This is a genomic window from Marivita sp. (genome assembly GCF_017643905.1).
In the GTDB taxonomy this organism is placed as follows: domain Bacteria; phylum Pseudomonadota; class Alphaproteobacteria; order Rhodobacterales; family Rhodobacteraceae; genus Marivita.
In genome coordinates this window covers 22076-30393 of sequence record NZ_JAEPMO010000044.1, presented here as the reverse complement: position 1 = coordinate 30393, position 8318 = coordinate 22076, and the positions used below count along the sequence as shown (strand labels likewise).

Annotated in this window: 8 protein-coding genes; all 8 read right to left on the bottom strand. The window is 61.4% G+C overall.

Annotated features, from left to right (window positions below; all coding sequences use genetic code 11):
• Nucleotides 1-140, bottom strand: a 140-nt coding sequence (locus JJ869_RS09020) for a formate--tetrahydrofolate ligase (RefSeq protein WP_292266315.1), incomplete at its 3' end; no start/stop codon positions are given.
• Between the two features lie 148 nt (nt 141-288).
• Nucleotides 289-885, bottom strand: coding sequence for a sulfurase (locus JJ869_RS09015; protein WP_292266308.1), 597 nt, complete (start codon nt 883-885; stop codon nt 289-291).
• Nucleotides 886-1016: 131 nt separating this feature from the next.
• The gene (gene ftsH, locus JJ869_RS09010; RefSeq protein ID WP_292266306.1) at nt 1017-2936 is read right to left on the bottom strand and encodes an ATP-dependent zinc metalloprotease FtsH; all 1920 of its coding nucleotides are present in this window, start codon (nt 2934-2936) and stop codon (nt 1017-1019) included.
• 79 nt (nt 2937-3015) lie between these two features.
• Nucleotides 3016-4365: a tRNA lysidine(34) synthetase TilS gene (gene tilS / locus JJ869_RS09005; protein WP_292266304.1), complete on the bottom strand. Its 1350-nt coding sequence runs from the start codon at nt 4363-4365 to the stop codon at nt 3016-3018.
• Nucleotides 4362-5183, bottom strand: coding sequence for a tetratricopeptide repeat protein (locus JJ869_RS09000; RefSeq protein WP_292266302.1), 822 nt, complete (start codon nt 5181-5183; stop codon nt 4362-4364). Before JJ869_RS09000 ends, tilS begins: the two co-directional genes overlap by 4 nt.
• An 11-nt stretch (nt 5184-5194) precedes the next feature.
• Entirely contained in the window at nt 5195-5713 is a 519-nt protein-coding gene (gene pal / locus JJ869_RS08995; protein ID WP_292266300.1) for a peptidoglycan-associated lipoprotein Pal, read from the bottom strand.
• Nucleotides 5714-5848: 135 nt separating this feature from the next.
• Nucleotides 5849-7174, bottom strand: coding sequence for a Tol-Pal system beta propeller repeat protein TolB (gene tolB, locus JJ869_RS08990; protein WP_292266297.1), 1326 nt, complete (start codon nt 7172-7174; stop codon nt 5849-5851).
• Nucleotides 7171-8316 carry a cell envelope biogenesis protein TolA gene (locus JJ869_RS08985; protein WP_292266295.1) on the bottom strand — a complete coding sequence of 382 codons (1146 nt, stop codon included), beginning with the start codon at nt 8314-8316 and terminating at the stop codon, nt 7171-7173. Before JJ869_RS08985 ends, tolB begins: the two co-directional genes overlap by 4 nt.
• Nucleotides 8317-8318 lie beyond the last annotated feature (2 nt).

The window sequence follows — 8318 nt, the reverse complement described above, 5'->3', positions numbered from 1 at the left end:
ATGAACGACTGGCTCACCTTCGCCTTGTCATGGCCATAGGGCAAAAGGTCATCCGACCCGATCCCGATCTTCTCTCCAATCTCCACGATCGGCCGCTTCCGCGCCTCACGCGCAATCTCAATATCCGACTTGTACGACATGAAAGGGCTCCCCTGTTCGGAACGTCATTTGCCCCACGCATACCTTTGTGCACCAGAGCCGTGGCACGGTGAAACCGACACTTCCCGGCTAAACTGCGGCGGGATCATTACCGCGCCGACGCCAATCGGAAACACCACGGCGTTTACGCTACGAACGCGCAGCTTCCAGATGTGGCCATACCGGCTGATCAGGTACATGCAGCCGAAGGCTGTCACCCAGAGCGAGCGTTCCCGGTCGTTCGACCCAAGCGGTCACTCCCCGGCGATTCCGCGCGGCAGTCTTGAATGCCTTTCCCTTGCCCGGATGCACCGCTTCGATCTCTCGCGCCGGAAGGTGGCAGGGGCGGTTCTCCATATCCACGATCAGCGTGACGCCGTCCGGCCCCTGCAGGCGCGACGATGGCGGCACATATGTGAAATCGGGGATCCCTTCGATCACGAGGGTTGCGCCCAACCAGACGGGATCGATTGCGTCCAAACCCATATCCGATGCGATCGCGGTCAGATCCTCGGTCGACAGAAGTGACAATTGACGCACATTGGCGATGTCCGTTCCGCGTGGATGTTGCGTGGTGACCCGGCTGCAGGATGGTCTAGTCCGTCCTGAATGACGCTCACCGAGCGGCCCGTCAAACCCAAGCTCCAAGCGGTTCAACGGCGCCGACAGGATCGCCTCACCCGCAAGGGGAACGCATCCGATCCAGCGAACGACGGCGGTGAAATCAGTAGATTTGAGGGCGGGCACAGCACATCTCCAGAAACGTTTTTGCGCAAGAAAACGCGACTTCCGTCGATGGACAACCCGAAAGATGACAAAGCGGCAAAGAAAAACCCCGACGCCAGGACACCGGGGTTTGTACGGTCAATGTAAGAGGATTAGAGCGTTGGTTCCGGCTCCAGATCACCGTCGTCCTTGCGGGCCTTGGTCTTGGCCTTGGTCTTCGGGATCGCCGTGATGCTTGGTTTTTCAGCAACGTCGCCCGGACCATCATCGTCACCGGCCTGCGGAGATTCGCCCCGCATGACGCGTTTGATCTCTTCGCCGGTCAGGGTCTCGTATTCCAGAAGCCCCTGCGCCAAACGTTCCCATTCATCCTCACGCTCGGTCAGGATGGCAAAGGCGCGTTCGTAGGCGTCCTGGATGAACCGTTTCACCTCTTGCTCGATCATTTCCTTGGTGTTGGCCGACACCGAGAACCCGGCGGTGTTGCCGCTATAGCCTTCCGCAGCTTCGCGGTAATCGATATTGCCCACTTTGTCGGACATGCCCCATTGCAACACCATCGCACGGGCCAGAGCAGAGGCCTGCTGAATGTCCCCCGCAGGGCCGTTCGACACGTTTTCAGGGCCGTATTTGATGATCTCGGCGGCCTTGCCCGCCATGGTCATGGCCAGCTTTTCCTCGCATTCGGACTTGTGCCAGTTCAGGCGGTCGATTTCCGGCAGGGACACCACCATCCCAAGTGCGCCACCGCGCGGGATGATCGTTGCCTTGTAGACCGGATCACATTGCGGAAGAGCCAGACCAACCACGGCGTGACCGGCCTCGTGGTAGGCGGTCTTTTCCTTTTGATCCGGCGTCAGCACCATGGACCGGCGTTCCGCACCCATCATCACTTTGTCTTTGGCGTTCTCGAAATCTTCCATCGTCACGAAACGACGCCCGACGCGCGCCGCCATAAGTGCGGCTTCGTTCACGAGGTTCGCCAGATCAGCGCCCGAGAACCCCGGAGTTCCGCGCGCGATGATGCGCAGGTCCACATCCGGGCCCAACGGCGTCTTGCGCGCATGCACACCAAGGATCTTTTCCCGGCCCTTGATGTCAGGATTCGGCACGGTAACCTGACGATCGAAACGACCCGGACGCAGCAGAGCAGGGTCCAGCACGTCACGACGGTTGGTCGCAGCGACGATGATCACACCTTCGTTTGCCTCGAACCCGTCCATTTCAACCAGAAGCTGGTTCAGAGTCTGTTCGCGTTCATCGTTGCCCCCGCCATAACCGGCACCTCGGGCGCGGCCGACGGCGTCAATCTCGTCGATGAAAACGATACATGGCGCGTTCTTTTTCGCCTGTTCAAACATATCGCGGACACGGCTGGCACCAACACCGACGAACATTTCGACAAAGTCGGAACCAGAGATTGTGAAGAAAGGCACTCCCGCTTCGCCTGCAATAGCACGCGCGAGCAGCGTCTTACCGGTACCCGGAGGACCGACGAGCAATGCACCTTTCGGGATCTTGCCGCCCAGACGCGAGAACCGCTGCGGATTTCGCAGGAATTCCACGATTTCCTCAAGCTCTTCCTTGGCTTCGTCGATTCCGGCGACATCGTCAAAGGTCACGCGGCCATGCTTTTCGGTGAGCAGTTTTGCCTTGGACTTTCCAAAGCCCATCGCACCGCCTTTGCCACCGCCCTGCATCCGGTTCATGAAATAGATCCACACACCGATCAGAAGAAGGAACGGAAGCAGGCTGAGCAGGAAGGACTGGAATCCGGATTGCTGCTGCTGTTCGGCGCGGATCGGAACGTCATTTGCGATCAAGAGATCGGTGACCGTCGCATCTTCCGGTTTTATGGTCACATAGTCCTGTCCGTCCGCGCTGCGGAACCGAACCTGTTCGCCGTCCAGTGTGACAGAGCTGACCGTGTCGTTTTCAACGGCCGACACGAAATCGGAATAGCTGATCTCACGGCTTTGAAGCGTATTGCCACCGCCGGAGAAGATGTTGAAAAGCGCAAGGATCAACAGGAATAGGACGACCCAAAAGGCGATATTTCGTGCGTTGCCCAAGGAAAATTTCTCCTGAATTTGACAGGGGCGGGAAAGCCCGCGTCTCTTGGCCTATAACATAGACATGCGCAGCGCGGGTTCAATGCGAAAGACAAAATGCCTCAAAACCGGTGTCTGCCCGCCCAAGCACAAAGCGGGACACATCTAGTGTCGGCCCAAACCCCAGCGCGGGACAGGCCAAAAGCGTGCCGTCCGACCATACCGACGGCAATGCCAAAGCCGCCCGGAAGGGAAGGGTAAGTCCCGACCGATCCACGATCTGTTTCCAGCCCTCTTCGCCCAAGACGCGGACTGTTGCATCGGCGGGGCATAGGCCAGCGGGATCGACCAAGCGCCATTGACCGTCCCAAAGCTCTCCCAATGGGGTGTCCACCCCGGCAACGGCAGCCCCTTCTCGGACAATCCGCAGGTAAGCTTTTTCCACCAGCACTTCCGCGCCATGCAGCGTGCCACCGCCGCCGGACAGAACCTGCGTCAGTAGCGCCTCGCTTGATGCAGCGCGCGGCCTGTATTCTGCACCCGCGACATAGCATAGCCCTGCAGTGAGCAGCCGCAGGCGCGTTTCCTCGTCCAGAGCCGCAAACCCATCGCGGTCAATGCGCACCTGTCCCAGAGGTGCAGCGGATGACAGCGAACGAACCGCGTCGACCAGCCGAGCTTTCAATCCGTCGCGCGCACGGGCCATGCGCCGCGCCGTATCCGAAAGAACGGTTGCCGTGATCCCTTCCTCGCTCAAATGTCTTAACAATTGGCGAACGCGCACGCGCTCGAAATCACGGTTGTCATTGCTAGGGTCCTCCACCCATCGGCCTTTCAGGACCTGAAGGTAGTGCCGAAGCTCTGAACGCTGCATCTCGAGGCAAGGGCGCAGCACATGATAGCCCGGTTGGCTGTTGTCCCGTGGCGGCGCAATCCCCGAAATATCGTCAGCAGCAAGCGCAGGCGCAGATCCCGCATACGGTGCAACACTCCGCGCCGCTTGCATACCCGACAGCCCGTCGACTCCCGACCCCCGCGCCAGCCGCATCAAGAAGGTTTCCGCCTGATCGTCGAGTGTATGTGCGAAGAGGACGTGGCGCAGGTCTCCGCGCCACTGGTCGATCAGAGACAACCTTGCCCGGCGCGCCGCATCCTGCACATTGCCTACCCCGTCCCAATGCCAGCGCAGCGTGGCATGCGGCCATCCGAGTGCCGCACATTCTTCCGCGACCATATCGGCCTCAACGGCACTTTCCGGGCGCAAGCCGTGATCGACCGTCGCCACCCAAAGTCGAATACCATAGGTGCGGGTCCAGTTATGCGCGAGGTACAGCATTGCCATGCTGTCACCGCCACCGGAGACGGCCAATCCGAGATCGGAGGGAAAATCGGGGCCAAGCAAGTGCCCCATCGCGTCCGCGAACCGCTGCAACAGCGGCGTATCGGTCACTGACAACTCAGCCGGTCTTTGGCGGCATCGGCCTGCGCAATCGCATCGCTGCTGCCCGGATAACGGCCAGCCACCTCGTTCAGCGTCACACACGCCTCGGCCAGGTTCCCAAGCGCCCCCAACGCCGCGCCCAGTCGCCACAGCGCCTCTGGACCGGCGGCATCGTTGGGATAGCCGGCATATGCCTCGAGATAGCGGCGCGCCGCATCCCGCGTGTTGCCCAATCCTTCAAGCGCCCGGCCTTCGGCCACCAGCGCCTGCGCTTCTAGCGGTCCGCCCGGATAGGTCTGGCGAAAGGCCGCAAACTGGTCTGCGGCGGATTGAAAGTCACTGTTGGCGAGCGCCTCCCCGGCTCGCCGAAAGTCCGTTTCTTCGCCAACTGCCAATTGCGTGCCACCCGCCTGTGGTGCTGCAGGCTGGACGGAAGGGACGCTGGGCGACTGGGGAACGCCGCCAAGCGTCGGGGTCTGACCCAACGCGCCGATGTCGCAGCCGGTCTCCAGCTCGCACAACCGGAATTCCAGATCGCCAAGACGCTGCGCGCCGTCTTCGGCCACGCGCCCGACGCGGAATTCCAGTTCTTCGGTCTTGGCCGTAAGACGCTGCAATTCGCTTTCGATCGCATAGAGCCGGTCCAACGCACCTGCTGGCAAAGCAAGCGAGGATCCTCCGGTTGTGCTCAGCTCGCGTTTGAGCTTCTGGATCTCGACAAACAGCACCGACATGTCCTGCCGGATATCTGCAAGCGTTTCCTGCGCCTGCCCCGCAAGCGGAGCAAAGGCCAAAGCACATCCCAGAAAAATCCCCCTCAAACGCATTGTGATCTCCGTCAGCCTGTCAATCCGGCGGAAATGATTGTCACAGCCCGCCGGTTCTTGGAGTAACAGGATTCGTCCGAGCAGATCTCAATCGGGCGTTCCTTGCCGTAGCTCACAAAGCGCAGCCGGCTGGACGGAATGCCTTGCCCGATCAGGTATTCCATCACCGCATTGGCGCGACGCGCGCCCAGCGCGAGGTTGTAGGCGCGGGTGCCCTGCTCATCGGCATGGCCTTCGATCACCGCATTATAGTCGGAATTGGTCAGCAACCACTGTGCCTGACCATCCAGCGTGGCCCGCGCTTCGGGGCTGAGCGAAGATTGATCGACGGCGAACAGAACGCGGTCACCGACGGTCTGCTGAAAATAGGCGGGCGAACTTGGATCGCTCGCACTGCCGTGCAAGATGCCCCCGGCACTGCCGGTTGCCGCGTTGAGGTCCACGGCATCATTGTCAAAGCGATTGGCATTGGTACAGGCCGACACGGCCAGAACGGCCATCAGCATCGTGAGTTTTGCGGTTAGTCGCATGGGATGTCCTGCTCTCTTATGATTGGTTCAAAACTACCACAGCCGTATCGCTGCGCCTAGTCGTCTGCGCTGCGCCCGAATTTTCGTACGAAAATTCTGACAGCCGCATATAAATTTCTGGTGAACATGCGCTCGTCACTGGAGCGGCCCCCAGCTTGGGTCCGACGCACCTTCGGGCGTGCGCACGCGCTTGAGGTTCCGACCCGAGATATCCACCGTATAAAGCGACGAAGACCCCTGCGCGCCCTGCGTTTCGCGTGCGAACATGATGACGCGGCCATTCGGTGCCCATGTCGGACCTTCATCTAGGAAGGAGGCCGTCAAAAGCCGTTCTTCGGACCCGTCTGTCCGCATCACACCGATGTGGAACCGCCCCGCATTCTGCTTTGTAAAGGCAATCATGTCACCGCGCGGCGACCAGACCGGAGTGGAATAGCGCCCCTGACCAAAACTGATCCGCCGCGCCTCGCCACCAGAGGCGGGCATAACGTACAACTGCTGCGTGCCTGACCGGTCGCTCTCGAACACGATCTGGCTGCCATCGGGCGAATAGCTCGGCGCGGTTTCGATCGACGGCGCGTTCGTCAACTGGCGCGTCCCGCCGCTGCCGATATCCATGGCCCAGATATCTGTGTTCGACCCTTGGGTGAGCGAGTAGACGACGGTCTGCCCGTTCGGCGCAAACCGCGGTGCAAAGCTCATCACACCATCCTGCCCTTGCAGGATACGGCTTTGAACCGTTCCCACCTCGAGCACGTGAACACGCGGCATGCCGGTTTCGTAGCTTGTATAGAGCACCCGCTGTCCGTTTTCCGAAAAGCGCGGTGCCAGAACAAGAGCGTTGCCCCCGGTCAGGTACTGCACATTGGCGCCGTCGTAATCCATGACAGCAAGCCGTTTGGCGCGCTGATCTTTCGGACCGCTTTCCGACACGAACACCACGCGGCTGTCGAAATACCCCGACTCGCCTGTGATCCGGCTATAGACCTGATCGGCCACCTTGTGCGCCATGCGCCGCCAGCCATCCGGCGTTCCCGCGAACTGCATGCCCTGCCCCAGCTCCGTACCGGCGAACACGTCCCACACGCGGAACTTCACCACGATACGCCCAGCTTCGGAACTGACCGCTCCGGTGATCAGCGCCTGCGCATTGATCGCCTTCCAGTCGGCAAATTGCACCGGACTGCCAAAGCTTGTGATCTGGCTGATATGCGCCTCACGCGGGACTTCACGGAACAGGCCAGTTCCGGTCAGGTCGTCTGCAACCACCCGCGCGATCTGCTGCGCCAAGTCCTGTGCTCCTGCGGTTTCCCCGACAAAATCGGGCACCGCATAGGGCAATGGTTCGACCACGCCCTCCGTGATCTCGATCCTGAGTGGCCCGCCCTGTGCCAGAACCACACCCGGCGCGCTGACCGCCCATACCAATACAGCCAACAGTGACGCGACGATCTGTTTCATCGGATCCTCATACTCTCGGGGTTGAACGTCATCTCGACGGTCTTCCACTGGTCAAACTTTTCTGGCGGCAGGCTATACCCATCGCCCTGGCACCGCAAAATCGCCCGGCGCGCGGCTTGGAACGCGGTGTCTACCGCCGAACCGCTGCCACCTTCGGACGACAGCAATCTCAGACTTGAACTCACAACGCGGCCGGAACGATCCATGTCAAACCCAACCGTAACAGTGACATTGGATGCTTGCGAGCCGACATCGACCACCCAGCAATCCTGCACGGCAATGCGGAAGCCGTCGGTTTCCCCCTGGGTGAGCGGCGGACCACTTGCCGTGCCAGTGCTTGCTCCGGCCAAAGCCTCTTCCAATGCACCCGCAATCGCGTTGGCCGTGGCATCTGCCGCCGCATTGTCTTGCTGCGGTGCCGGCGCAGGCTCGGCTGCAGGCGTAGGTGCGGGCTCTGTCGGAGCTTCGGCCGTTTGCGGTGGTGTCGGCGCAGGACGGTTCGGACGCACCTGCGGGCGCACTGATGCGACAGGCGCACGCGCTGGTTCTTCCGCTTCAGTCACGATCTCTGTCGCCGCAGCTTCGGGGGCTGTGGCCTGTAGTTCCTCGGCCTCGGTCACATCGGGCGTATCTGACCGCTCAATCGTTTCCTGCACATTGGGCGCGACGTCGGCTTCGGGCGCGGGCTCCGGCACGGCCTCGGGGGCGACACGATCCGCCGGGCGCGGGATCGGGCGCAAGGCCACTTCGGGCGCCTCGACCTCGGGCACGGGGACCGGGGCGGGCGGTTGCGGCGGGGTTTCCGCCACTTCGGGTTCAGGCGTCAGAGGCACAGGCAGCGGTAGGGGATCGGGCTGCACCACCTCAGGCTCTGCGGGCTCTGGGGGTGGCGTCGGCTGTACGTCCGCAACAGGTGGCTGCGGCGGCTGCTCAGCGATCTCGGGTTGTGGCAAGGCTGCGGGTTCTTCGCCCAGCGTTGGTGCCGCCTGCGTCTGCATCATGGCGGCGAACTGCGCCTCGGAAATGACCGAGACATCCGCCACCTGGAGCTCTGGTGGATCACTGCGAAACATGCCGCCGAACAGCGCCCAGAGAAACAGAATCCCATGGGCACCTCCCGAGATATAATGGCCCGTATGCACTG